The following is a 23875-nucleotide window of genomic DNA, read 5'->3' as shown; positions in this document are numbered from 1 at the left end:
ACCGGCGGATTAGTTTTTATCCGATGCCAGGGCTGCTGCCGCATATTGCGCATTCAGGCGGGCAATATTGGTAATAGAAATTTCTTTGGGACAAACCGCTTCGCAGGCGCCGGTATTGGTACAGGAGCCAAAGCCTTCTTTATCCATTTGTGCTACCATGTTCAATACCCGGTTTTTCTTCTCCGGTGCACCCTGTGGTAACAAAGATAAGTGTGAAACTTTTGCAGATACGAATAACAGTGCCGATGAGTTTTTACAAGCGGCCACACAGGCGCCACAGCCGATACAGGCAGCAGCAGCAAAAGCTTTATCTGCATTTTCTTTTTCAATGGGAATAGCATTACCATCCACCGATACACCGGTATTAACCGATACATAACCACCTGATGCAATAATGCGGTCGAAAGCACTGCGATCCACCATGAGGTCTTTAATTACAGGAAACGCATTGGCACGCCAGGGTTCTACAGTAATGGTATCGCCGTTTTTAAAGGCACGCATGTGCAACTGGCAGGTTGTTGTACCGTGCCATGGACCATGCGGGCGGCCATCGATATACATAGAGCACATGCCACAAATACCTTCGCGACAGTCATGGTCAAACGCAATGGGCTCTTTACCCTCGTGTATCAGCTTTTCGTTTAACACATCAAACATCTCCAGGAAAGACATTTCCGAAGAAATATCAGCAACCTCGTATATCTCAAACCTGCCTACCGAGTTTTTATTTGCCTGTTTCCACACTTTTAAAGTGAGGTTCATGTTGTAATGTTCCATAAATCCAATTAGATAATTAGTAAATTAGATAATTTGAAAATGAAAGCCTCTTCACTCTTCCCGTTCAATCTTTTTTGTTGAGGCAATAATTTTCGATATTATTTTCATTATTTGATCCAGGTCTTGTTTTAATGCAATATCAAAATCATACCCTTCACTTTTTTCACATAACAAAAGCCAGTAACAAGTTTCATTTGCTTCTTTTGAAGCCAGCTTCATTTTATGAATAAAGTCTGCCCTACTCTCAGCGTCCTGCGCTTCAAACACATTGGCGCCAATACTTGTTGCCGATTTTAATAACTGGTTTGAGATGACAAACTTTTTCTTACTGTCCAATACCTCGCAATACCTGATCACCTGTAAAGAAAAAGCTATTGTTTTAGCAACAATAATGTTATGCTCAATATCTCTCATATGGTGGTTAGCAAGGTTAATTTCCGATAATGGGGTATTTAATTTTCAAATTACCTCATTATCTCATTAACTGATTATTTATAGTTCCGCTGGCTCGGCTTGATCACCTCGTACTTCAGCTCCTCTTTATGCAATTCCCACTCGCTGTCGCCTTTGTATTCCCAGGCCGATACGAACATGAACTGGTCATCGTGGCGTAATGCTTCACCGTCTTCGGTCTGACTTTCTTCGCGGAAGTGACCACCACAGCTTTCGTTCCTTGACAAGGCATCGCGGCACATTAATTCACCCAGCTCAATAAAGTCAGCCACACGACCGGCTTTATCCAATTCAGGGTTTATCTCGGCCACCGCACCAGGAATGCGCACATCACTCCAGAATTCTTTTTTCAGCGCCTGTATTTCTACAATAGCTTCCTGTAAGCCCTGGGCGTTACGGGCCATACCACATTTTTCCCACATGATCTTACCTAAACGTTTGTGGAAACTTTCAACAGATTGTTTACCCTTAATGTTCATTAAAGTATCAATTCTGCCTTTCACTTCCGCTTCCGCTTTTTCAAATGCTTCATGCGAAACAGGGATGGGTTTGGTTGCAATTTCATCGGCCAGGTAGTTACCGATGGTATAGGGAATAACGAAATATCCGTCTGCCAGGCCCTGCATCAGCGCCGATGCTCCTAAGCGGTTGGCACCGTGATCACTGAAGTTAGCCTCACCTAAAGCATATAAGCCCTGGATGTTGGTCATTAATTCATAATCCACCCACAGGCCACCCATGGTGTAGTGCACCGCCGGGTAAATACGCATGGGAACTTCGTATGGATTTTCACCTGTGATTTTTTCGTACATATCAAACAGGTTACCATATTCCTCTTTCACTACTTCCTTACCTAAACGCTCTAAAGTAGCTTCATCAGGGTTTTGAATGCCTAATTTATTGGCTTCGGCACGGCCGTATTTATTTAATAAGTTGAAACGGAAGTCCAGGTAAACCGCCTGTTTGGTTGTACCTACGCCATAACCGGCATCACACCTTTCTTTGGCAGCGCGGGAGGCTACGTCACGTGGTACCAGGTTACCAAAGGCCGGGTAACGTCTTTCCAGGTAATAATCCCTTTCCTCTTCGGGGATATCGTTGGCTTTACGGGGATCGTTTTGTTTTTTAGGCACCCATATACGACCGTCATTACGCAGCGATTCTGACATTAAGGTCAGCTTGCTCTGGTGATCGCCGGTAACAGGGATACAGGTTGGGTGAATTTGTGTAAAGCAGGGGTTACCAAAGAAAGCGCCTTTTTTATGGGCTTTCCAGGCAGCGGTTACATTGCTGCCCATGGCATTGGTAGATAAGTAAAATACGTTACCATACCCACCGGTACACAATAATACCGCATGACCAAAGTGACGCTCCAGTTCGCCACTCACCAGGTTACGGGCAATGATACCGCGGGCTTTACCGTCAATGGTCACCACTTCCAGCATTTCGTGACGGTTGTACATGGTTACATTTCCCAAACCGATCTGGCGTTCCAGGGCCTGGTAAGCGCCTATTAATAACTGCTGACCGGTTTGACCGGCAGCATAAAAAGTTCTTTTAACCTGTGTACCACCAAAGGAACGGTTATTAAGTAAACCACCGTATTCGCGGGCAAAGGGAACGCCCTGGGCCACGCACTGGTCAATGATATTGACACTCACTTCAGCCAGGCGGTGTACATTGGCTTCGCGTGCACGATAGTCGCCACCTTTGATGGTATCGTAAAATAAACGGAAAACGGAGTCACCGTCGTTCTGATAGTTTTTAGCGGCATTGATACCACCCTGGGCTGCAATGGAGTGCGCCCGGCGGGGTGAATCCTGGAAGCAGAATGCTTTTACTTTATAGCCCAGCTCGGCCAGGGAAGCAGCAGCAGATGCACCTGCCAGACCTGTACCAACAACTATGATTTCTAACTTTCTTTTATTGGCCGGGTTAACCAGTTTACAATGTCCTTTATAGTCTACCCATTTATCTTCTAATTTGCCATGTGGAATTTTGGAGTCAAGCATAATCAAAAGTTTCGCTAATTATTTGTTACAAGTAAAATGTTAATTTATCGCACTATATCAAAGTAAATCAATCAATTAAATTGATTTAAACCCATCCCATATAAAAGCTGATCGGCATCATGATAAAGGCCAGGGGAACAATGATAGAGAATGCAAGACCGGTTGCATCAAATAACTTAATGTATTTGTGATTGGTTAAGCCCAGGGTACGGAATGCACTGGTAAAACCATGCAGTAAGTGCCATGCCAGGGAAATACAACCCAGGGTGTAAAGAATAACTACCAGTAAATTGCCTTCAAAAACCTCACGCATTTTACCAAACAGGTCATGATACTCTTTGGCAACCGGTGAAGCGCCCGCAGCAATCTGACCATTGGTTACATCAATATATACAGGCTCTAAACCGGTAATACGGGAAGGAACCCAGAAATGAGCGATATGCATGATCAGGAACAACAATAACAGGGTACCTAAAAGGCCCATACTGCGGCTGTACCATTTGCTGCCTTTATTACCCATCGGTACGGCATAGCCAATCTTGCGTTTAGACCTGTTCTGTACTTCCAGTACCAGGCCCTGCACAATATGCAGCAAAATGCCCAGGAAAAGGCCTATCTCTAAAATTCTTGGAACAATATTCGACCCCATAAAATGGGCCGCTTTGTTAAACATAACCCCACCGTCATTTGCCCATATACAGGCATTTAAACCAACGTGTACAACTAAAAAGGCAACAAGCGAAATACCGGTAATACTCATGATCAGTTTCTTACCTACCGAGGAAGTGAACAGTTCAGACCATTTCATCTGTATAAATTTTCTTTTTCTTGGGCAATAACAGCGTATTGGTAAAGGGTGTAGCTTTTATCAGGTACAATCTTCAAATCAAAAATGCCGTTTAACCTGTTTATCTTAAAAATCAGTATCAGATAGCCACCAATCGCAGCCCCTGGTTAATAGCGGTAGCGTTTAAGCACACTACTCTTTTAATCAGCAGGTTAGTTAAAATGGTGGTTTGTGCAAAAGTAACATTGTATGACGAAACAATGACAAAAAATTTGCAATTCAACTACATATTTAACCGGGCTCCCAGTTCATTGTCAATTTTTTTGAACAAATGATAGGGCTTATAGGTGCGCCAGTTGTCAATTTCCATTAATTCCACATACCGGTGCAGGTGTTTTTGCCGGAAATCGTGTTGTGTCTGGGAGGGCATATTCAGGCATACGATCCAGCCATTCTCTTCCGTCAGTTCCTCAAACAACTCTTCATAATAATCTGAAATATCGCTGTGAAAGTTCAGTACGTTTTCGGTAATGAGTATAAACTTATAGATGCCTTCGTACATGAATTTTTCCAGTACATCCCGTTTGAGCACCATGATATCATTTTCCACTGCATCATTCCACTCCCCTATTAACTCAATGATAGCATAGTGCTCATCATAATCGGCCATTAAAGTTTTCAGGTAAAGTGTCCTGCTGCCAAAATCATCCCACTGCGGATGGATATAATAGTTGTATACCGCTTGGGAGTATTCAAACTCTGAATAATCACGACCAAAAAACGGCGATAACCTATCCTCTTCGCTTGTATAAATATGGCGCCAGTTATAGAAGGGTTCTATTTCGTGCATATTGAGCTATCAACAAAATTATTACTGCAAAGATACGTTATGACGCTTAGCGTACAAGTACAATTATGCCTGTGAAACCGTTAAAAAAAGTGAAGTGTTTTACCAGCAGAAGAATACCGAATATATTGTTGTAAATAAAGGAGTTTGCCTTATTTTGTACCATCAATGAAAACAACAATTTCCTTATTCTGGTTCAGGCGTGATCTGCGACTGGATGATAATGCCGGCTTATACCACGCATTAAAAAGTGGCAGGCCCGTAGTACCTGTTTTTATTTTTGACAGTAATATACTGGAGGCGCTGGATGACAGGCAGGATAGCCGGGTTAGTTTTATTCACCAGGCCATTACCAATTTGCAAACACAACTGCTAAAAAAAGGCAGCACACTGGATGTACGCTATGGCACACCGGAAGAAGTATTTACTGCGTTATTGGAAACCTACCAGGTGGAAGCTGTGTATACCAATCACGATTATGAGCCTTATGCGCAGGAGCGTGATAAAACGATCGCTGCTTTATTGAACGCAAAGGGTATTGACTTTCATACTTACAAGGACCAGGTGATTTTTGAGAAAAAGGAAGTGGTGAAAGATAATGGCGAACCCTATACCGTATTTACCCCTTATTCCCGTAAGTGGAAGGCCACCCTGACGGATTTTTATAATAAAAGTTATCCCACAAAAAAATACCACCGCTATTTTTTCAAACAGGATGAAATGGCACTGCCTTCATTAGCGGAAATTGGTTTCTCGCCTACTGCTATAACTTTTCCCGGTGAGGACTGGAATGAATCAACTATAAAGCAATACACCAAACAAAGAGATTATCCGGCTATTGCAGGCACGTCCCGTTTAAGTGTCCACCTGCGTTTTGGTACTATCAGTATCCGGGAACTGGTGCGGGAAGCCGGGGCTGTCAACGAAACGTTTTTAAATGAACTGATATGGCGGGATTTTTACCAGGCAATACTCTGGCACTTTCCTGGATTAGTGTTTAACTCTTTCAGGAAAGAATATGATAATATTCAATGGCGCAATCATGAAAAGGAATTTGAAGCCTGGTGTAACGGTAATACGGGTTACCCGATTGTTGATGCCGGTATGCGGGAACTGAATGCAACCGGTTATATGCATAACCGGGTACGGATGATCGTAGCCTCTTTTTTAACCAAACACCTGTTAATAGACTGGCGCTGGGGTGAAGCTTATTTTGCGAAAAAACTGTTGGACTATGACCTGGCCGCCAACAATGGTGGCTGGCAATGGGCGGCAGGCAGCGGTTGCGATGCGGCGCCCTATTTCCGTATTTTCAATCCTTACCTGCAAACGCAAAAATTCGATCCCAAGCTGGAGTATATCCGTAAATGGATCCCGGAGCTGGATGAATTAACTTATCCCTTACCAATAGTAGAACATGAAGTGGCCAGGAAAAGATGCCTGGACGTGTATGGTAAAGCGTTGAAGAAGTAATGGGGAGAATACAAATAGCTACTTAAGAACGTCCTTTGTTTACATTCATACAATAAAAAAGCCGGTCAACCAGTGACCGGCCGCTCTAATGCGAAAAAAGTTACATCAGACCACAACATACACTCAGGCATATTGCCATGATCTTTTAAAGGATTTGGATATAAGGTTATTCTTTGGACGGAACACACTCATAAGATAAGATATATACTTAATCAACCTGTATTTTCGAAAGGGTACATGGATGTTGGACTAAAAACGGGGCCAACCGATTAAGTAATTCTTAGGATTAACTTTATAATGTCAAAGTTCTCACTTTAATCTGAAAGTTAAGGCATTTTTACTTGAGTTCCATCAAGTTTTAAAAAAATAATTGTGTTTTTGACAATTTTACTAGCACAATTGTATGGTTTGCTAAGGGTTTACAATTACACCTAAGCCAATATGGTACGTTGGCAATAAGGTATTTATAAAAAAAGTCCCTGCTGAACAGCAAGGACTTTATAAAAAATGTTAATACGTTATCGATTAATGAGCCTGGTGATCAGGAGTAGCTGGTTTCTCTTTCACATCTACAATCTCTACATCAAATGCCAGGGCATCAAATGGTTTAAAAGGTGAACCTGCAGGCGGGTTGGCTCCATATGCCAAATGACCGGGAATATAAATAGTTCCTTTACCGCCCTTTTTAAATAATAACAGGCCATCTTCCATACCACGGATCAAACCGTTTGCACCAATAGTAAAATCAACAGTACTTGCCTGGAATACGCTGTCAGTCAATAAAAGTTTACCACTGTATTTAACCGTTGCAATTTTACCGGCAACTACCGCATCACCAGTACCGGGATTATCGATACGTACATAAGAACCTAAAGGTGTTTTAGTGGTAGTAATATTTTTAGAAGCCAGCAGGTTTTTAACCACTGCGTCCAGCTCGGCTTTTTTACCCGATTTTTCTAATTCAGCATCTTCTTTCTTTTGTTGCTCCTGTTGCTCTTTTATCATTTTAGCACGTTGCTCTTCCATTTCTTTTTGCTGGCGCGGAGCATCCAGGGCCTGTTCTTTGGTAAAATCGGCCTGAGCCAGGCTATCGCTGGTAAACACTTGTTTTATGCGCATGTAAAACATGAAACGGTCACCTTTTTTAGCACCCGGAGGTAATTGTACACCTGGTTTGTTTAATAAGGAATCGGCCAGTATTACTACTACAGCGCTGTCACCTGTTTTCATTAAAGTGAAAATAGAAAACGGATCTAAACCATTTTGCGGGTTAGGTTCCTGGGCTGGAATAAATGCCGGCATTTTGCCGTATGTTGTTTGTAATACGGAGTCGTTCAGTTTAATATCAATGTCTAACTTAACAGTATTGCCTACTTTAATTAAAGAATCCTTACTGTCCGAAGGGAAAATTTTGTATAATAAGCCACCCGCGGTTTTTTTGTAACTAACCGAATTACAGGCAACCATCATGATACCTGTTAATAATACCAGGCCGCCTAACCTTAACTTTTGCATTTGTTGTTGAGTTTATTTTTTGTTTATTGAAGCAGTTGTTTATTCTCTGTTAATACCTGTTTAAAATGGGCAACCGTTTCGGCCAGCGAGTCTTTGGTATGACCGCCTGCCGCATTAAAATGGCCGCCGCCATTAAAATATTTGCGGGCAAATGTATTACAATCAAAGTCATCCTGGCTACGAAAACTCCATTTTCTTTCTTCGTCACGGTCAATTACCAGTCCCACCAGCCTGATGCCCTGTATGGACTGGGGAAAGTTTACCAGGCTATCGGTATCACCGGTTTTAACATGGTACTTTAACAGGTCCTGTTTGGTAATAGCGATCAGCGCCGTATTGTATTCATAAAATACCTCCATGCGGTTCAGCAATACATGACCAATAAAACGCAACCTGTTTTCCAGGAAATTATTGAACAGGTTATTATGCACCTGGCTATGCTGCAGGCCACGGCTTATTAAATTGGCCACCATGCTGTGTACACCTGCCGTAGTAGAGGAAAAACGGAACGAGCCTGTATCGGTAACCACACCGGCGTATAAACACTGGGCTATATCATTATTAATAAGATCCTGTTTACCGCTGAGATTGATAAAATCATAGATCATCTCGCAGGTAGAGCTTTTGCTGATATCGCTGTTGCCGTAATTAAATGATACTTCATCCGGCTCCCGGTGATGGTCAATAAGTATTTTTATACAATTGGCTGCTGCCAGTTTATCGGCCAGGTGTTTGGTACGGGAAAAAATATTAAAGTCCAGGCAAAACAGCCAGTCACAGTTATCCAGCGCCTGTTGTGCCTTGCTGCCCTCAGCCTCAAAATTGATCACCGTATTACAGCCCGGCATCCAGTTAAGCCACGATGCCCAGTTGGTGGGAGAAATAACGGTAACACTATGTCCCAGTTGAATTAAAAAATTGTATAGACCTAGTGACGAGCCCATGGCATCGGCATCAGGTTTTTGGTGCATGGTGATCACAACCGATTTGGGCGTGTCCAGCAGGGGAATAAATTCTATTAAAGGTTTCATCTTTGGGTTGCGAAGATAATGTTTCTGTATTTAAAATAGTATGAAGCATAAGCTTAAAGCTGAAGGCTTAAAGCACACAGCTGAAAGCCAATTTCCTTTTAGTTAATACGCAGAAAAAAGCTGAGTTGCCTGCTGATTAGCGGGATACAGCTGAAGAGTGCGACGCAAGGGACGATGCCCATTGTGATGTTGCCGGTAACATAAAAAACAGCTCTATCAATGCAAATTTGTTAATTTTTACTTTTAAATTTTTACTTTTTACTTAATATTCTACCTTTGCCGCCCAAAAACAAGATAATAATGAGCAATCGCACTTTTACAATGATTAAGCCTGATGCCGTAAAAAATGGCCATGCAGGTGCTATCATTGACCGTTTTATTAAGGAAGGATTTCGTATTGTAAGCCTGAAGCTTACAAAATTATCGGCCGAAAAAGCCGGTGAGTTTTATGCCGTGCATAAAGAAAGGCCTTTTTACGGTGAATTGGTTGATTTTATGAGCAGTGGTCCTATATATGCAGCAATTTTAGAAAAAGAGAATGCTGTGGCCGGCTTCCGTGAACTGATCGGCGCTACCAACCCTGCACAGGCTGCGGAAGGTACTATCCGTAAATTATATGCTACTTCCTTAGGTGAAAATGCCGTACATGGTAGCGACAGCGATGAAAACGCTAAAATAGAAGGCGACTTTTTCTTCAGTGGTTTAGAGCAATTCTAATCTCACGCCAAATAATAAAAAAACCGGCTGATGCCGGTTTTTTTATACCTATACTTTTTTTGGGTCATTAAATTTCCTTCACCAGGCTGTTATCAATGGGCTCAACGGTGTAGCCTTCTTTCTTCAACAGGTTCAGCACACCCTCATCACCCGGTAAATGCCCTGCACCAACGGCAATTAAAACCGATTTGGCCGGTAATATCTCTTTCATTTTTTCAATCCAGTTGTGGTTACGTTTAAACAACAGCAGGTCCATGTATTCACTTAAACCGGCTTCCGATTTTATCATTAAGTTCTCCAGCACTTCCAGGTCCTGGCTTTTATAGGCATCAAAAAGCCGGGTCATATCAGAAGCGCTCTCGGTGCCTTTTTCCATGGCTGTTTCACTTTTTATAGATTGTACCAGCAGGTCAGCCTGGGCTTTATACGGTATGGAGTCCAGTATACCGGCCTGGTAGGCCATGGATTCCAGGCCCTTGATCTCTTTTTTATTATCCTTGGCTGCTCCCATAATAACAGTTTCCATGGCCGACATGCTTTCGCATTCGCCGCTGCTCTGGGCAACCAAGGAAGTAGCCAGTAAGGGTTTAAAGGTTTCCAGCATGGAGAAAGGTAACATGCTGCCTTTTTCATTAAAGTAATCTTTTACCAGTTCGTAGTCTGCTTCGCTCAGTAAGCTGCGTAAAGTGGCGCCGTCGTTCATTTTCATCTTACCCATTAGTGAAAACATCTGCAGCATATCATCCATGTCCACTTCCAGGTATACTTCATCCACCGATTTAATAACGGTTTGCATATTAGCGCTTAACTGCGCATCATCGGCACATATCATGTGAATGGTACCAAATATATAAGATGGTTGTTTTAAACCCTTACCGCTAACCTTCCACAGGAGCGTATTATCATTTGCCGCTTTTTTCAGGGTGGGGTTTTGCGCACAGCCGGCCAGGGAAAAAATGCTGAATAATAATCCGGCCCCAAACTTCTTCATCATATTGTTTGAAAATTTTACACAAGTTACTGATTAAGATGTAGAATCACGGGTTATCCATAAAAAAGGATGTCCCGTTTACAGGACATCCTTTTTCAAAAAATGTTGATGTAAATATGTTAAAAACGGCCACCACCGGCTCCACGGGCCTGTGGTAATTCCTTACGGGGCAGTTTCTCATCACGCATAGCGGTATGGTATACAAATGATGCTACAATAACAGAGATCTGTTTCAGGTCATCTGCCTGCAGGTGATCGTATGAATCCATATTGGTATGGTGTGTACGGGTATTGTATTCAATGGCATCCTGTATGAACTGGAAGCCGGGAATACCTACCGCATCAAAGGACTGGTGGTCAGTACCACCTGTATTGGACAAGGTCACGGTTTTAGCACCCAGGTCATGGAACGGGGCTAACCAGGCACTGAAAATGTCTTTTACTTTTTCATTGCCCTGTGTGTAAATACCACGGATTTTACCGGTACCGTTATCAATATTAAAATAAGCTGAAACTTTTTCATGGTCCGGTAACAACTTCATGGTAGCAGGATCGGCAAAATGATTTTTTACATAATTACGTGACCCCAGTAAACCTTGTTCCTCACCGCTCCATAAAGCAATACGGATGGTACGGCGGGGCTGTACTCCTAATGTTTTTAAAATACGTACGGCCTCCATCATTACAGCACATCCTGCCGCATTATCGGTAGCACCGGTTGAGCTCTGCCAGCTGTCTATATGGCCACCCAGCATAACGATCTCGTCTTTCAGTTTAGGGTCAGTACCTTTTATTTCAGCAACTACATTATAACCTTTGGTGTCCCTGGTCTGGAAGGCGGTTTTAACATCAACATCTAATGATACGGGGATACCTGCATTCGCAAGACGGCAAAAGGTCATGTAATCTTCAAAGGCCAGCATAATATCCAATGGATTTTCCGGCGCCTCTGGTGCATAAGAACCACCACCCTGTACAAACAAAGTACCTTCATGGCCACGGGGGCTTACGCTTAAAATAGCTACTGCACCTTCTTTCGTGGCAAAGTCTTTAATCAGGTTGGCCAGGTTGGGGCCACCGGCACCACGGCGTTGCATGGCCTCCCGGCGGCGGCGCAGTTCAGCTGTATCTGCAGGCGCCTGTGAGGGTTGTGGTAACTGGTAAGCGGCTAACTTATCCAGCTCTTCATCAGTATAACGGCTGGCATCGGCCTTATAAGTAGGTACTAAAGTATCGGTACGGTAAACTAAAATAGCTTTGCCTTTAAACTGGCCTTTATAGGCCGCCAGCTCCACGGAGTCTTTGGCCTTGATTAATAAAATGGGCGCATTTTTTAAACCATTGCTTCCCTTGGTCCATGTTTTTGGATAAGCGATCAGGGGTTTATAGTAAGGAGCTGTCATGGCCACATAACTTTTTTGCAGTTCCCAGCCTTTACCAAACTCACCCCAGGGCTCTAATGCGGCATTGGTCAGGCCCCATTTGGCCATTTCATTCTTGGCCCAGTTAGAGGCTTTTAATAAACCCGGCGATCCGCTTAAACGGGGACCGTTCGCATCGGTCAGGTGAAAGGCAATGTCCATTACTTTGGAATTGTCAAACCCTTCTTTTTTAATTTTGCTGACCATGGCCTGGTCAACCTTCTCTTGTGCATGAGTAGTGAATGCAGCAATAAGCAGGAAGCAGGAAACAAATACTCTTTTCATGTTTGGTTGTTGTTTTTATGCTATTGAGATATAAAATACGGGTTGTTCACTGCTCTGCAAGAGATTTACTGTACACTACTGGTATCGGGCCTGATGGTATGTTTTATTTCACCACAGGATAACATACTGTTCTTATACTTCGGATGGCTGGTACCCAGGTAAGGGTTTCTTATTTCTTCTTTATTGCTTAACCAGCCGCCAGTTGTATTTTCTCCGAATGCCATGGGGCATTCCTGCCAGTAAATAACACCACTATCCGGGGGCAGGGTTTGTAACAGGTTGCGGATATTATCCGAAAGCTGGTTAAACACCACCCTTTTCTCCTCTAAAGTTGCTGCAGTTATTAAGGCTGCTACATTTGTTTTTGCATTGGCAATCGGGTCCTGGGCAGTTAAATACAAACCGGTGGTATCGTCTTTTAATTCATCAATTTTTACACCGTCAATAGAGCTTTGTAATAACACACTATATTTTCCAACGGCCGCTGTATCCCAGTTCACCAGGCCTTCCGTTAAACCATAATAATCGGTTAACATGGCCTGTAAGGAAGCGTTGAAGGCTTCACTGCGTTTACCGCCTTTTATGGCTACCAGTGTTTTTTCGGCCTTAGGTCCCTTTTTGCCACCTTTTAATACAAAAAACCAGAATGCTGTAGCAGCACCCAGCAATAAGACGAGAATTATTAATAAAACCTTTTTCATTTGTTAAAAAAAATTAAAATCAATGGATAGATATAGTGTAAATATAAGGCAACATACACAGTGACCCGTATTTTGTTGGCCTGTTCCTGCGAAGTATGCAGCCATAGAATCTGTTATCCCGGGTATAAATTTAGTAACGGCCAAACTGTATAAAGTCCGATGCACTCATATTGGACACCTGGTTTATAAACTCCTGCACAACCGGGTAATCAGAAAAAGCGGTGCAAAAAATGATGACAAAAACAATGCCCCATATGGCCCCCCAGATATGGGCTGAGTGGTTGATATAACCCCCACCCTTGTTGGCAAACCAGGTGGAGATCAGTAAATAAATAAAACCAAATAAAAAGCCGGGCATATATATAGGAATGAACAATAACCCCAGTTTAATAGTGGGATTAAAAAACATATAAGCAAAAATAACAGCCGATACAGCGCCTGATGCCCCCAGGCTGCGGTAATGATAGTTGTTCCGGTTTTTTAAATAAGTGGGAATCATACACACCACCAGCGCGGTAACATACATCAATAAATAATAAAGATTACCAAACTGGCCAAATACGGTACGGAAAGTAAATTCAACCCCGGTATTTCCCTGGCCTGCTCCAAATATGTACAGGGCATACATATTAAAGATCAGGTGCCCCCAATCGGCATGTATCACGCCGCAGGTAATAAAGCGGTACCATTGGTTACGGTCGGTTACCGCGGGCGGGTAAAAAATAAGATCCCCCATCAGCTTATCGCTGTTAAAAGCCCTGTAAGATATTAAAACGGTAATGGCAACTACAACCAGCGTGAAAGAAAATTCCATAGCTTAAAAATAACGGATTATATGCAAGTCACAAATAAAATGGAACAGTTAATCTTATTGATGATGGTATTTTTCATTGCGTAAAATACTGCAGGCACGGTATACCTGTTCGGCCAGTATAAGCCTTACCAGCTGGTGCGGAAAAACCAGGGTGGATAAGCTCCATTGGTAATTGGCCCTTTGGTTTATTTGAGCATCTACCCCAAAAGCCCCGCCGATCAGGAACACCAGTTTCCTGGTACTTTCATTGGCGCGTGTTTGTATAAAATTTGCGAGGGCCTCAGAGCTTATCTGTTTGCCTCTTTCGTCCAGCAATACTAAATAATCCGTTTTATCCAAAGCCTGCAATACCAGCTCAGCCTCTCTTTTTTTTACTTCCGTCTCCGGCATATTGGCGGTGTTCTTCAATGGGGGAATGATCTGCCATTCCACCTTAAAGTAATTGGTGATCCGCCGGGTAAAATCCTCTATGCCTTGTTTTACATAGGCGTCATGAGCTTTACCGATTGTCCAGAAGCTTACTATCATGCGGCAAATGTAGGTAAAAGCGGGTTGGACGTAAAAATCAAAAGGGTATTTCCGGGTTAACCGGGTAGCTTTAAAATAGTTAAACCAAATGATCACGGCCTTTGTTATACTTATGGCAAAAAGAGATAAAATGATTGGTTTTGCCTATTTCATGGTTTTCAAATAACTTCGCCTGACTTTTTTAACGAAAACTACAAACACAAATATTAAATAACAGTATATGGCATACGACGTAGTTGTATTGGGCAGCGGCCCCGGCGGATATGTAGCAGCAATCCGTGCATCACAATTAGGCTTTAAAACGGCTATTATTGAAAAGGAAAGTTTAGGTGGTATTTGCCTGAACTGGGGTTGTATTCCCACCAAAGCTTTATTAAAAAGTGCACAGGTAGTTAACGATATCAAGCATGCTGAATCCTATGGTATTGAAGCAAGCGGTACGCCTAAATTTGATGCTATTATCAAGCGCAGCCGTGGTGTTGCCGATAAAATGAGCAAGGGTGTACAATTCTTAATGCGTAAGAACAAAATTGACATTATCAACGGTTTTGGTAAACTGGTGGCAAAAGGAAAGGTTGAGGTTGATAACGGTGGTCAGAAACAAGTGGTAGAAGGAAAACATATTGTAATAGCAACAGGTGGCCGCAGCCGCGAACTGCCTGCCTTAAAACAGGATGGCAAAAAAATCATCGGTTACCGTGAAGCAATGGTATTGCCACAGCAGCCTAAAAGCATTATCGTGGTAGGTAGTGGTGCCATCGGTGTTGAATTTGGTTATTTCTACAACAGCATCGGCAGCAAGGTTACCATCGTGGAGTTTTTACCACGTATTGTACCTGTTGAGGATGAGGAAGTATCAAAAGAACTGGAGAAAAACTTCAAGAAACAAGGTATCGATATTATGACCGGCAGCGAAGTAACAGCGGTAGATACATCGGGTAACGGTGTTAAAGCCACTGTAAAAACTGCTAATGGTGAAGTAACCCTGGAAGCTGATATATTGTTAAGCGCGGTAGGTGTTGCTGCCAATATTGAAGGTATTGGTTTAGAGGAACTGGGCATTAAAACCGAAAAAGGACGTATTGCGGTAGATAAATTCTACAAAACAAACGTAGAAGGTTTTTATGCTATTGGTGACTGTGCTCCCGGCCAGGCCCTGGCACACGTAGCCAGTAAAGAAGGTATTATTTGTATTGAAGCCATTGCTAAAGCAGAGGGCAAATACCACCACCAGCCTGAACCAATTGATTATAACAACGTACCGGGTTGTACTTACTGTTATCCTGAAATTGCATCAGTAGGTTATACCGAAACACAGGCTAAAGAAGCGGGTTACGAAATTAAAGTAGGTAAATTCCCGTTAAGCGTTTCCGGTAAAGCATCTGCTGCCGGCCATCCTGAAGGTTTTATAAAAGTAATTTTTGATGCAAAATATGGCGAGTGGTTAGGTACCCACGCTATCGGTTATAACGTAACTGAAATTATTACACAAACCGTTACTGCCCGTAAGCTGGAAACCACTTACCAGGAAGTACTGAACAGCATTCACCCCCACCCGACTATCAGCGAAAGTGTGAAAGATGCTATTGAAGTAGCCTACGGTGAAGCGATACATTTATAATAAGTAATTACTTACTATACACAGCCCGGAATTATTCCGGGCTTTTTTATTTTTATGTTATCAGCGTTCCTCCCCTGATTGAACTGTGGTTGTGTCACTCACTTCAGCGTCCCATTCGCTATTGGGCATTTGGCAAATTGCTATCGCTATGCGAGGCTTGTAGCTTCGCATATTTATTCTATCGCCCTGGGGGATTTTACCGGTCAGATTATGGGTAGCGTCAATTGGTTATTTAAAGGGGAATGTCCAGTAATTCAAGAATATTAAAATGATAACAGATAGTGCGAAAGCAACATGTTTTCTTCTCTTTAAATTTATATTGTCAACAATTATTCCCAGTATAATACCGGCGATAATACTCCATAGTAAGGCTATGAAAATGAATAATGCAAATTCACCGTCATATGGCAATAGCCGATACATAAGAATGGGGATGAGTGCTCCGGTACACGGTAAAATCAACTTGTTCATTCTTATCCTGATCATTTTTTCTTAATCAACAAACAGTAATAACAAAGCAGGTCTTTTTATGGCCAAAGGCGATAACATATTGATGCGAAGCTGCAAGCTTCGCATAGCTCCTGAAATTATAAGCTTTCTATAGTCCTGCTTATAGTTTATTATTCATAATTCATAATTCCTCATTCTATCATTCAGCATTCATTACTCCAGCTCCTTCAACACAATATTCCTGAAATCAATCGGCTGGCCCTCACTTTGTAAGGCAATAAAGCCACTTTTCAAAGGCGTACCATCTACTTTCTGTTTGGGATCATAACGGTTGGCCACACCACCACCAATGGAAGGTTTTGAATATTGTAATACGGTATCACCGTTAATGATATGCGTGATCAAATCATTGCCCTGAACAATCAGTTCGGCCTTTACCCATTCGTTTGGCTGGTAAGTTTTGGAAGTGGAGTTTAAACAGTGACCGCTGTATACCGAACCCTGGTACACAATATCCGTACCCGGTGAGCACATATTGCCTGTTGGCCTGGGTTTGCCATCGGGTAAGCCGGCCAGGAACTGCATTTCTACCGATATAGGCCAGTCCTGCTCCTTAGGCATGGTATGAGGGTCCTGGGAATGATACATTACCCCGCTGTTTAAAACCGTGTAGGATGGCGCATCGGTCATCCAGCCATCGGCAAAACGGTATTCCAGCTTTAAATGGTACCTGGAAAAAGGCGTTTTATAATACAGGTGCCCGTAACGCTCTTTAAAACCATCATACTGGTCATAACGTACTTTGAGTATACCATCTTCCACCCTGAAAGTATTGCCATAATTATCCCCGGTTTCATGGTGATGGATCTTTACGATCCAGTCATTCACATCTTTACCATTAAAAAGAGCTACCCACTCATCCCTGGTCTGACTGTTTTTATTGGTCTTGGGGGAACAACCCATAGCATAAAATAAGACAGCGAAAATGAGCAGAGCCGATAATTGACGCATAATAAAAAGTTTAAAGCAATACCTTAACATATAACTAGCCAATAAAAATAGGCATTTTGTGTAAAAGCGGGCAACCAATAATAATGGTTCTTATACTTCTTATTATTATAAAAAAAGGTCCGGCAATTGCCGGACCTTTTAAGAGTATTATTTTGTTTGATCAGAATGCTTTTTTGGGTGCTTCTTCAGACTTTGCCTGCCCTTTACCTTTGGCAATATTCTGCAGGTTCACCACATCGTTGATCACTTTCACAGCCTGGTTCAGGTAAATATCCTGGCGTAAAGCTGTTAACCATTGGTTATAACGCTCCAGTTTGGCCTTGTCTTCCGTGTATTTGTCTTTTTCATTGTCAAGCGAAGCAACATTCAGTTCTTCTTTTAATTTAAGCAGGTTCCTTGTTTTTGCTACTACATCGCTGATCTCTTTCTGCGTTTTTTTGTAAGTATCCAGTTTTAAGGAAACTGTTTTATTGTTGTTCTCATACAACCATTTTGCATAATCATGTATTTTACTAAAGACGGTATCGTTTTGCAAACGGGCATTGCTTAAATTTTTTACATCGTTTAAATTATAACCGGCATCCCAGGTTTTGTAAGGCGATTTAGCTATTTCGTCCCATTCCAGGGCATTCTCTGCATCTTTCTCTCTTACTTTTAAAAACTCGTATTGGTCAGGTAATACGATATCGGAATTAACGCCATTCAGCTGTGTTGAACCACCATTAATACGGTAGAATTTCTGCAGGGTTAATTTAATGGTGCCCAGTTCTGCATTGGTATTAGAAAAACCATTTTTATCAATACCGATATTACGCTGCACGGTTCCTTTACCATAAGTAGAGGTGCTGCCGATAACCACTCCACGGCCATAGTCCTGTATAGCAGCCGCAAATATTTCCGATGCCGAAGCGCTGAACTCATTTACCATTACCGCTAAAGGACCGGTATACAATACCGATTTGTCTTTATCGCTTAATACATTGGGTTTGTTAATACGGTCTTTTACCTGTACCACCGGGCCTTCACCAATAAATAAACCGGCCATCTGCACCACATCGTATAAGGAGCCGCCACCATTATTACGCAGGTCCATTACCACGCCGTCAATATTCTGTTCTTTTAATTTTTGCAGTTCCCTGGCTACATCCAGGTAACAACGACGGCCATTGGCATCATCAAAGTTGGCATAGAAGGAGGGCAGGTAGATATAACCTATTTTTAAACCACCTTCATTCACCACTACACTGCGGGCAAAGGTCTCAATATCGTTATCAATTTTTTCACGTTTTATGGTCACATCCTTTAAACGGCCATCTGTTTTTTTAATGGTCAGGGTTACAGAGCTGCCTTCTTTACCACGGATCACTTTTACCGCATCGCTTACCAGGTAGCCTACCAGTTCAACGGTTTCATGACTGCCCGCTTCGGTAACTTTTACTATATAGTCACCGGCTTCTATCTGGCCCGATTTGGCAGCAGGACCACCCGCAACCACGCTGGCAATTTTAATACTACCCTCATCGTATTGTAATAAAGCGCCAATACCATAGAAGGTACCGCTCATCTCTTCGTCAAAATATCTTTTATCCTCAGGAGGCATAAACTCGGTATGCGTATCCATCAGTGCGGTAATAGAGTTAACGTAAAGGCTGAACAGGTCATCATCAGTAAACTTATGACTGTAACGTTCAAATATCCTGTCCAGGGTTTTATTGGCCTTTTGGCGTGCTTCTCTTTCTAAAGTTGAATCGGCTTTAACCACAAAACTGTCGGTGCCTTTGTTCCGGTCACGAACGGTTAACAGGTCGGAGTATTGCTCCAGGGCCATCAGCTTTACTTTTTTGCGCCATCTTTCATTACGGTCGGCGGCCGTATTGGTAAAATCGTAGTTCTTGGAGTCCAGTTCTACCTCTTCATCTACTTTGTAGTTAAACGGCTTTTTTAAAAAGCTTACCGCTATGGCTGAGGATTCAGCTACCCTTGATTTGAATACTTTACCGGCTTCTTTAAAGAATACAACGGGCGCTCCGTTGATCTCATCGTCCAGTTTGGTACCATATATCTTTTTCAGGGAATCCAGGTCACGCTGTAAGAAAAAGGTCTTATCAGGGTCCAGCATTTTCACGTAACCGTCAAAAATTTTCAGTGAAAGACTGTCATCAATATTTTTAGGGCTAAAATGTCCTTGTTTCAGCATCTCTCCCACCATTCTTAATATTTCTTCGTATTTACCGGGAGGCGTTTTTGCGCCACCGGCATTTATCGTTTTAAAGGCCAGAAAAAAACCTGCTACAACCAGTAGTATCACTATGGGAAGTCTCTTCATATCTGTTAAATATTTTATTGCAGAACGCATAATCCAAAAATAACATAAAAACGAACATTTTCGTGCATTATCAACCTTTTAACTTTGCTTTTTGATGAATGGTGTTGAAGCACTATCAATGGAGCCTGTTCATAAAGTTTGTTAATAGCCGAAAAATGTGCCAATCTTTATAGTAACAGATTTGCCTGCGGTTTGATTAATTTTAAAAAAAATACTTGGTTTTCATGTAAGTGTAAATCAAATTTTATTACTTTTGCAGTCGCTTTTACAAAATAGTTGTTTGTAGGGGCAAAAATGGTGGTTGTAGCTCAGTTGGTTAGAGCATCAGATTGTGGTTCTGAGGGTCGCCGGTTCGAGCCCGGTTAGCCACCCCGAATAAACCCCGGATATTTTTATTCGGGGTTTTTATTTTATCATGCTATTTAAGTTTCCATGGCAATTTCTCTTTTTCTAAGTTTAATCATATCGGCGTTTTTAGGCTGGCTGGCTGCCTGGTTATGTTCCCGTTACCTGGTCAACAGCATCGTTCGCCATAAACACAGCCTGGCTACTCACATCGGGCATTTTGCTGCCGAGCATATTTCCCTGGATAGTTTCCGGGATAAATTAAGCGATGCCGGCTTACTGGAAACAGCCATGCCTGCCATTGAAAAACATATTGATGAGTTTTTAAACGTAAAACTCAAAGAAGAAATTCCCATGATCGGCATGTTCATCGGCAATAAAACCACAGACCAGCTAAAAGCTGTTTTTATCAAACAACTGCAAACCCTTTTCCCCGAGATCATGCAGCAATTATCCGGCAACCTGGCGGCTTCTTTTAATATGGAACAACTGGTCAGCGAAAAGATAAATGCCCTACCCGATGCCAGGCTTAAGGAACAACTACAAACCCCGCTACAAAAGCCACTGGCAGGTTTACAGGTGGCAGGTCTTATCACCGGTGCTATTATCGGCGCTGTTAATGCTCTTATCTTTTATTTAGGGTAATTAAAATCTTTTTAAGTCCGACCGGTTAAATGTCCACTCCGGTGTATACAGTTTACCGCTGAAGTTAATACTGTACCAGGGTGTTTTACCTTCACCGGAAGGATTCAGCAATACATGAATATGTTGTGCCGGCATATAACTCTGTGATAACATAAATACCGTATCCCCGGTTTGTTTGTTCAGGGCCATATCCATCACTGTTACGGCATGGCCGTAAGGGTCGCCGGTTTGTACCAGCACATCGCCGGGCTGCATATCAGTAAAGTCAACTGTTTTCATTTGTCCGTGTAAGGACCGGGTACCGGCATAATTAAATACCAGGTCCATATACTTGCGAAAACTACTGTAACTGCTATCAGGTTTTGATTGTAAAGACCAGTTTGTTTTATTGCCATTCACCACTACCCTGTAACCGGCTGCATATTTATTAAAAGAACAATCAAAGCCATTCGTAAAACGAAAACTTATTTTATCGTACTGCTGTTGTGCATACCGGTATTCGCCATATAAACGCATGGCAGCATCGGCGCATTGTTGCAGGTCGCGGTTGCCTATATCCATACTCAATACGGAAAACTGAGCGGACTGATTGCTTTTTTTACTCCCGTTATACAGGTACACGGTATTATCCTCCTGCAAAGGAAGGTTTCTTAAAAAAGCGCCATATGAACCGGGGGTAACATGTATACGTTCGTATCCTTGGGGTACAGGGATATCTTTAATATTTGTATATACTTTTTCTTCGGCCTGTATAGCTACGGCAGTACTGTTACTGTTTGTAGATTTTGTATGATTGTTACAGGCGGTCAGTGAAACGGTTAACAATAAACTACAGGCAAATCGCATAAGCTTTTTTACCATGACGGAACGAGCCGTTATTTCCATAAGGTGTAAAGGCCATTTAGGAAAATGTTAACAGGCATACCCGGTATGGCTTACAGGATGCTGAACAGTGTTGGTGCAGCACAAGTGTGCGACCCCGGGTTCCGCTATGCTCGTCGGGGCAGGCGCAACAGTTGATGCCCGAAGTGATGCAGCCGGGCTCATAAAAATAATTGCAGGAGAGCCACTATTAATCTAACCAGGTAAAATCATCAGCCTTATCCATCAGGGAAAATACTTCATTTACCTTGGGTGGTGGTGTGGATAGTTTACGGCGGGCAATATCCAGCCAGGCCCCTTCTACCGTTAATACCGCCGATGTGGTATCGCCGTTTTTTACAATTTCATGTACAATGGACCAGCGGGCGAAATCTCTTTTCGCTTTCAGCAGTTTTAAATTAATGGTAACGGTATCACCCAAACGTATCTCACGGCGGAAAATACATTCCTCGCGGAATAAAATAGGGCCTATCTGTAACTGGTTCATCACTTCGGTAGACAGTCCCCTGTCCGTTAAAAAGGCTATCCGGCAAAAAGCGCCCCAGTCATAGTATACCGAATGACGCAGGTGAATATTGGGGTCAAGATCGGACCAACGTATCTGTACTTCCTGGATAAATGAGCTCATAACCTTTCTATTTTATCAACAATATGCTAAATTACTGGTTTGTGTGTATTATAATAGGACAGCAATATTTATTTTTGCTTCCTTAATTTTTATACATGAATAAAATTATTGCTGCTACAGCAGTGCTTGCATTACCATTAAGCCTGCTTGCACAAACTACTCCAAAGCCCAAGGCGCCGGTAAAAACAACCAAACCAGGGGCTGCCAAACCTGCTGCTCCTGCTTTAACGTTAAAAACCTTGTCCGATTCGGCCAGTTATGCCCTGGGTGTAAATGTTGCCAGCTCATTAAAAATGCAGAGCATGGATAAGATCAATACAAAGATCATGGAACAAGCCATGAAAGATGTATTTGCCAACAAACCCACCCTGATCGACGACAATTCATCTTTTACCATTTTAAATGCCTACGCCAATAAAATGCAGGAAGCTAAAAGTAAAGCCGTGATCGACTCCGGCACTGCCTTTTTAGCCCGCAATGCCAAACGCCCCGGTGTAAAAACCACTCCAAGTGGTTTACAATACGAGGTAATAACATTAGGAACCGGTATTAAACCGCTGGCGGTTGATACGGTAACGGCTCATTACAGTGGTACCCTCATCGACGGCGTTGAGTTTGATGGCTCCAGGCTGCATGGCACCGAGCCCATTTCTTTTCCGCTGAACCGTGTTATACCAGGCTGGACCGAAGGGTTACAGTTAATGCCTGTAGGCTCTAAATACAGGCTGTATATTCCTTATAACCTGGCTTATGGTTTACATGGCAGTCCTCCCAAAATACCAGGCGGTGCTGCATTGATTTTTGATATCGAACTGGTTGATGTAAAAAAAGCAAACGGCGCGGGTAATGATTAATGCCGCTAACAGTTTACAGTAAATTGAATGATCTGTATAAAAAAAGGTTAAGCACTGCTTAACCTTTTTCTTTTATCGCTTTTATCCAGCCTAAAGCCAGCTTCAATTGTTCGTCCGGGGTGAGGTTTGTATTATCCAGTACCACGGCGTCTTTGGCTTGTCGTAACGGGCTTACTTCGCGGTGGCTGTCAATATAATCACGCATTTCCAGGTTGTTCTTTACCTCTTCAATGGTAATATTGGGGTTCTTGGCGTATAGTTCCTTAAAACGGCGTTCTACCCGTACTGCATTATCGGCAGTCATAAATATTTTCATCTCGGCTTTGGGAAAAACCACGGTACCAATATCACGGCCATCCATTACAATGCCTTTTTTTGTACCCATTTTTTGTTGTGCGGCCACGGCAAAAGTCCTTACTTCCTTAATGGCAGCCACATCGCTTACTTTTTCGGCAATTACCAGGTCGCGGATCACATATTCCACGTTCTCCTCGTTCAGGTACATTTCGCTGGACTGGCTTACTTCGTTAAAACGGAACTCTAAATTAATTTCCGCCAGCGCGGCTTCCACTTCTTTGATATCGGTAATATCAACACTGTTACGAATAAAATAAAGGGTAATAGCCCGGTACATGGCGCCACTGTCCACGTACACATAATTCAGTTTCTTGGCCAGTTGTTTGGCCAGCGTGCTTTTACCGCAACTGCTCCACCCGTCTATGGTTACAACAATCTTATTCATAATACTGCTGCAAAAGTAA

At 42.5% G+C, this 23875-nt stretch carries 22 protein-coding genes and 1 tRNA gene; 6 read left to right on the top strand and 17 right to left on the bottom strand.

Annotated elements, in window-relative coordinates; all coding sequences use genetic code 11:
* Nucleotides 1-9: 9 nt before the first annotated feature.
* From ACFS6H_RS15845 to ACFS6H_RS15825, 5 genes are all read right to left on the bottom strand, one after another.
* Nucleotides 10-777, bottom strand: a complete 768-nt coding sequence (locus ACFS6H_RS15845; protein ID WP_386101036.1) for a succinate dehydrogenase/fumarate reductase iron-sulfur subunit — start codon at nt 775-777, stop codon at nt 10-12.
* Nucleotides 778-828: 51 nt separating this feature from the next.
* The gene (locus ACFS6H_RS15840; protein WP_386101033.1) at nt 829-1191 is read right to left on the bottom strand and encodes a four helix bundle protein; all 363 of its coding nucleotides are present in this window, start codon (nt 1189-1191) and stop codon (nt 829-831) included.
* Nucleotides 1192-1265: 74 nt separating this feature from the next.
* Complete coding sequence (locus tag ACFS6H_RS15835; protein WP_386101030.1) at nt 1266-3242, bottom strand: fumarate reductase/succinate dehydrogenase flavoprotein subunit; 1977 nt, start codon at nt 3240-3242, stop codon at nt 1266-1268.
* Nucleotides 3243-3327: 85 nt separating this feature from the next.
* The gene (locus ACFS6H_RS15830; protein WP_386101027.1) at nt 3328-4050 is read right to left on the bottom strand and encodes a succinate dehydrogenase cytochrome b subunit; all 723 of its coding nucleotides are present in this window, start codon (nt 4048-4050) and stop codon (nt 3328-3330) included.
* Nucleotides 4051-4312: 262 nt separating this feature from the next.
* Nucleotides 4313-4879, bottom strand: a complete 567-nt coding sequence (locus tag ACFS6H_RS15825; protein WP_386101024.1) for a hypothetical protein — start codon at nt 4877-4879, stop codon at nt 4313-4315.
* 165 nt (nt 4880-5044) lie between these two features.
* On the opposite strand from ACFS6H_RS15825, the gene ACFS6H_RS15820 reads away from it, so the two are divergent.
* Nucleotides 5045-6349: a cryptochrome/photolyase family protein gene (locus tag ACFS6H_RS15820; RefSeq protein ID WP_386101021.1), complete on the top strand. Its 1305-nt coding sequence runs from the start codon at nt 5045-5047 to the stop codon at nt 6347-6349.
* A gap of 525 nt (nt 6350-6874) precedes the next feature.
* On the opposite strand, the gene ACFS6H_RS15815 is transcribed toward ACFS6H_RS15820, so the two are convergent.
* Both ACFS6H_RS15815 and ACFS6H_RS15810 read right to left on the bottom strand, forming a co-directional pair.
* The gene (locus tag ACFS6H_RS15815) at nt 6875-7864 is read right to left on the bottom strand and encodes an FKBP-type peptidyl-prolyl cis-trans isomerase (RefSeq protein ID WP_386101018.1); all 990 of its coding nucleotides are present in this window, start codon (nt 7862-7864) and stop codon (nt 6875-6877) included.
* Between the two features lie 23 nt (nt 7865-7887).
* On the bottom strand, nt 7888-8895 hold the full coding sequence (locus tag ACFS6H_RS15810) for a DHH family phosphoesterase (protein ID WP_386101015.1): 1008 nt from the start codon (nt 8893-8895) through the stop codon (nt 7888-7890).
* A 300-nt stretch (nt 8896-9195) separates the two neighbouring features.
* Between ACFS6H_RS15810 and ACFS6H_RS15805 the strand changes: the two genes are divergently transcribed.
* Nucleotides 9196-9612, top strand: a complete 417-nt coding sequence (locus ACFS6H_RS15805; protein WP_449343077.1) for a nucleoside-diphosphate kinase — start codon at nt 9196-9198, stop codon at nt 9610-9612.
* 67 nt (nt 9613-9679) lie between these two features.
* On the opposite strand, the gene ACFS6H_RS15800 is transcribed toward ACFS6H_RS15805, so the two are convergent.
* The 5 genes from ACFS6H_RS15800 to ACFS6H_RS15780 all read right to left on the bottom strand — a co-directional run bounded on the left by ACFS6H_RS15800 (nt 9680) and on the right by ACFS6H_RS15780 (nt 14352).
* Complete coding sequence (locus ACFS6H_RS15800; RefSeq protein WP_386101012.1) at nt 9680-10606, bottom strand: TraB/GumN family protein; 927 nt, start codon at nt 10604-10606, stop codon at nt 9680-9682.
* Nucleotides 10607-10722: 116 nt separating this feature from the next.
* Nucleotides 10723-12309 (bottom strand): M28 family metallopeptidase, encoded by a 1587-nt coding sequence (locus tag ACFS6H_RS15795; RefSeq protein ID WP_386101009.1) that lies wholly within the window; start codon nt 12307-12309, stop codon nt 10723-10725.
* 65 nt (nt 12310-12374) lie between these two features.
* Entirely contained in the window at nt 12375-13010 is a 636-nt protein-coding gene (locus ACFS6H_RS15790) for a DUF3347 domain-containing protein (RefSeq protein WP_386101006.1), read from the bottom strand.
* 130 nt (nt 13011-13140) lie between these two features.
* Nucleotides 13141-13824 carry a rhomboid family intramembrane serine protease gene (locus ACFS6H_RS15785; RefSeq protein ID WP_386101003.1) on the bottom strand — a complete coding sequence of 228 codons (684 nt, stop codon included), beginning with the start codon at nt 13822-13824 and terminating at the stop codon, nt 13141-13143.
* A 54-nt stretch (nt 13825-13878) separates the two neighbouring features.
* Nucleotides 13879-14352: a 23S rRNA (pseudouridine(1915)-N(3))-methyltransferase RlmH gene (locus ACFS6H_RS15780; protein WP_386101000.1), complete on the bottom strand. Its 474-nt coding sequence runs from the start codon at nt 14350-14352 to the stop codon at nt 13879-13881.
* A gap of 220 nt (nt 14353-14572) precedes the next feature.
* Here ACFS6H_RS15780 and lpdA point away from each other — a divergent pair, with 220 nt between their 5' ends.
* On the top strand, nt 14573-15973 hold the full coding sequence (gene lpdA / locus ACFS6H_RS15775) for a dihydrolipoyl dehydrogenase (protein WP_386100997.1): 1401 nt from the start codon (nt 14573-14575) through the stop codon (nt 15971-15973).
* 663 nt (nt 15974-16636) lie between these two features.
* Here the strand turns inward: lpdA and ACFS6H_RS15770 are convergent.
* The gene (locus ACFS6H_RS15770) at nt 16637-17434 is read right to left on the bottom strand and encodes a 3-keto-disaccharide hydrolase (protein WP_386100994.1); all 798 of its coding nucleotides are present in this window, start codon (nt 17432-17434) and stop codon (nt 16637-16639) included.
* Nucleotides 17435-17594: 160 nt separating this feature from the next.
* Nucleotides 17595-19760 carry a carboxy terminal-processing peptidase gene (locus ACFS6H_RS15765; RefSeq protein ID WP_386100991.1) on the bottom strand — a complete coding sequence of 722 codons (2166 nt, stop codon included), beginning with the start codon at nt 19758-19760 and terminating at the stop codon, nt 17595-17597.
* A 297-nt stretch (nt 19761-20057) separates the two neighbouring features.
* On the opposite strand from ACFS6H_RS15765, the gene ACFS6H_RS15760 reads away from it, so the two are divergent.
* Both ACFS6H_RS15760 and ACFS6H_RS15755 read left to right on the top strand, forming a co-directional pair.
* Nucleotides 20058-20131: transfer RNA gene (locus tag ACFS6H_RS15760), tRNA-His, on the top strand.
* A 61-nt stretch (nt 20132-20192) separates the two neighbouring features.
* Nucleotides 20193-20750: a hypothetical protein gene (locus ACFS6H_RS15755; RefSeq protein WP_386100988.1), complete on the top strand. Its 558-nt coding sequence runs from the start codon at nt 20193-20195 to the stop codon at nt 20748-20750.
* Here ACFS6H_RS15755 and ACFS6H_RS15750 read toward each other — a convergent pair whose 3' ends face one another.
* On the bottom strand, nt 20751-21596 hold the full coding sequence (locus ACFS6H_RS15750; protein ID WP_386100985.1) for a DUF4846 domain-containing protein: 846 nt from the start codon (nt 21594-21596) through the stop codon (nt 20751-20753). It abuts the gene before it with no gap.
* A gap of 226 nt (nt 21597-21822) precedes the next feature.
* Nucleotides 21823-22260 (bottom strand): acyl-CoA thioesterase, encoded by a 438-nt coding sequence (locus ACFS6H_RS15745; RefSeq protein ID WP_386100982.1) that lies wholly within the window; start codon nt 22258-22260, stop codon nt 21823-21825.
* Nucleotides 22261-22355: 95 nt separating this feature from the next.
* Between ACFS6H_RS15745 and ACFS6H_RS15740 the strand changes: the two genes are divergently transcribed.
* Nucleotides 22356-23114: an FKBP-type peptidyl-prolyl cis-trans isomerase gene (locus tag ACFS6H_RS15740; RefSeq protein WP_386100979.1), complete on the top strand. Its 759-nt coding sequence runs from the start codon at nt 22356-22358 to the stop codon at nt 23112-23114.
* Nucleotides 23115-23172: 58 nt separating this feature from the next.
* Here ACFS6H_RS15740 and cmk read toward each other — a convergent pair whose 3' ends face one another.
* A complete protein-coding gene (gene cmk, locus ACFS6H_RS15735) occupies nt 23173-23856 on the bottom strand; it encodes a (d)CMP kinase (RefSeq protein WP_386100976.1) in 684 nt (227 codons plus the stop codon).
* Nucleotides 23857-23875 lie beyond the last annotated feature (19 nt).

The organism is Terrimonas rubra (genome assembly GCF_042686025.1).
Lineage (GTDB): Bacteria > Bacteroidota > Bacteroidia > Chitinophagales > Chitinophagaceae > Terrimonas > Terrimonas rubra.
The sequence above is the reverse complement of the archived record's forward strand: the minus strand, read 5'-3'. Positions and strand labels throughout refer to the sequence as shown.

Excerpts from the sequence above, each read along its gene's own strand:
- ACFS6H_RS15740 (WP_386100979.1), top strand. The coding sequence starts at position 22,356 with ATGAATAAAATTATTGCTGCTACAGCAGTGCTTGCATTACCATTAAGC.
- ACFS6H_RS15755 (WP_386100988.1), top strand. The coding sequence starts at position 20,193 with ATGGCAATTTCTCTTTTTCTAAGTTTAATCATATCGGCGTTTTTAGGC.
- ACFS6H_RS15765 (WP_386100991.1), bottom strand. The coding sequence starts at position 19,760 with ATGAAGAGACTTCCCATAGTGATACTACTGGTTGTAGCAGGTTTTTTT.
- ACFS6H_RS15820 (WP_386101021.1), top strand. The coding sequence starts at position 5,045 with ATGAAAACAACAATTTCCTTATTCTGGTTCAGGCGTGATCTGCGACTG.
- ACFS6H_RS15780 (WP_386101000.1), bottom strand. The coding sequence starts at position 14,352 with ATGATAGTAAGCTTCTGGACAATCGGTAAAGCTCATGACGCCTATGTA.
- ACFS6H_RS15770 (WP_386100994.1), bottom strand. The coding sequence starts at position 17,434 with ATGCGTCAATTATCGGCTCTGCTCATTTTCGCTGTCTTATTTTATGCT.
- cmk (WP_386100976.1), bottom strand. The coding sequence starts at position 23,856 with ATGAATAAGATTGTTGTAACCATAGACGGGTGGAGCAGTTGCGGTAAA.
- ACFS6H_RS15800 (WP_386101012.1), bottom strand. The coding sequence starts at position 10,606 with ATGATGAAGAAGTTTGGGGCCGGATTATTATTCAGCATTTTTTCCCTG.
- ACFS6H_RS15805 (WP_449343077.1), top strand. The coding sequence starts at position 9,196 with ATGAGCAATCGCACTTTTACAATGATTAAGCCTGATGCCGTAAAAAAT.
- ACFS6H_RS15750 (WP_386100985.1), bottom strand. The coding sequence starts at position 21,596 with ATGCGATTTGCCTGTAGTTTATTGTTAACCGTTTCACTGACCGCCTGT.
- ACFS6H_RS15745 (WP_386100982.1), bottom strand. The coding sequence starts at position 22,260 with ATGAGCTCATTTATCCAGGAAGTACAGATACGTTGGTCCGATCTTGAC.
- ACFS6H_RS15785 (WP_386101003.1), bottom strand. The coding sequence starts at position 13,824 with ATGGAATTTTCTTTCACGCTGGTTGTAGTTGCCATTACCGTTTTAATA.
- ACFS6H_RS15810 (WP_386101015.1), bottom strand. The coding sequence starts at position 8,895 with ATGAAACCTTTAATAGAATTTATTCCCCTGCTGGACACGCCCAAATCG.
- lpdA (WP_386100997.1), top strand. The coding sequence starts at position 14,573 with ATGGCATACGACGTAGTTGTATTGGGCAGCGGCCCCGGCGGATATGTA.
- ACFS6H_RS15835 (WP_386101030.1), bottom strand. The coding sequence starts at position 3,242 with ATGCTTGACTCCAAAATTCCACATGGCAAATTAGAAGATAAATGGGTA.
- ACFS6H_RS15790 (WP_386101006.1), bottom strand. The coding sequence starts at position 13,010 with ATGAAAAAGGTTTTATTAATAATTCTCGTCTTATTGCTGGGTGCTGCT.
- ACFS6H_RS15825 (WP_386101024.1), bottom strand. The coding sequence starts at position 4,879 with ATGCACGAAATAGAACCCTTCTATAACTGGCGCCATATTTATACAAGC.
- ACFS6H_RS15840 (WP_386101033.1), bottom strand. The coding sequence starts at position 1,191 with ATGAGAGATATTGAGCATAACATTATTGTTGCTAAAACAATAGCTTTT.
- ACFS6H_RS15830 (WP_386101027.1), bottom strand. The coding sequence starts at position 4,050 with ATGAAATGGTCTGAACTGTTCACTTCCTCGGTAGGTAAGAAACTGATC.
- ACFS6H_RS15815 (WP_386101018.1), bottom strand. The coding sequence starts at position 7,864 with ATGCAAAAGTTAAGGTTAGGCGGCCTGGTATTATTAACAGGTATCATG.
- ACFS6H_RS15795 (WP_386101009.1), bottom strand. The coding sequence starts at position 12,309 with ATGAAAAGAGTATTTGTTTCCTGCTTCCTGCTTATTGCTGCATTCACT.
- ACFS6H_RS15845 (WP_386101036.1), bottom strand. The coding sequence starts at position 777 with ATGGAACATTACAACATGAACCTCACTTTAAAAGTGTGGAAACAGGCA.